Annotated in this window: 1 tRNA gene and 1 other RNA gene; both read right to left on the bottom strand. The window is 54.7% G+C overall.

The annotated features are described in order from the left end of the window. Positions 1-22 precede the first annotated feature (22 nt). Positions 23-98, bottom strand: a tRNA-Val gene (locus INF77_RS20660). Between the two features lie 27 nt (positions 99-125). Beyond that, a non-coding RNA gene (locus INF77_RS20655) (RtT sRNA) lies at positions 126-274 on the bottom strand; the annotation flags it as partial.

Below are 274 nucleotides of genomic sequence, written 5' to 3'. Positions count from 1 at the left end.
CCAACTGAGCTAACGACCCGAGTGGTGGGTGATGACGGGCTCGAACCGCCGACCCCCTCCGTGTAAAGGAGATGCTCTACCAACTGAGCTAATCACCCACTCTGTACTGCCGGAACTGCGTTAAGTGGTGGGTCGTGCAGGATGACTCGGCTTCGCCTCGCCCTACGGGCCGTTGCTGACGCAACGTTATCCTTCACGTTTTACTACTAATTCCACCTGACTTAGTGGTGGGTCGTGCAGGATTCGAACCTGCGACCAATTGATTAAAAGTCAA

This window comes from Enterobacter cloacae complex sp. P1B, from assembly GCF_014982345.1.
GTDB lineage: Bacteria > Pseudomonadota > Gammaproteobacteria > Enterobacterales > Enterobacteriaceae > Enterobacter > Enterobacter bugandensis.
This window is presented reverse-complemented; position numbering and strand designations above follow the sequence as displayed.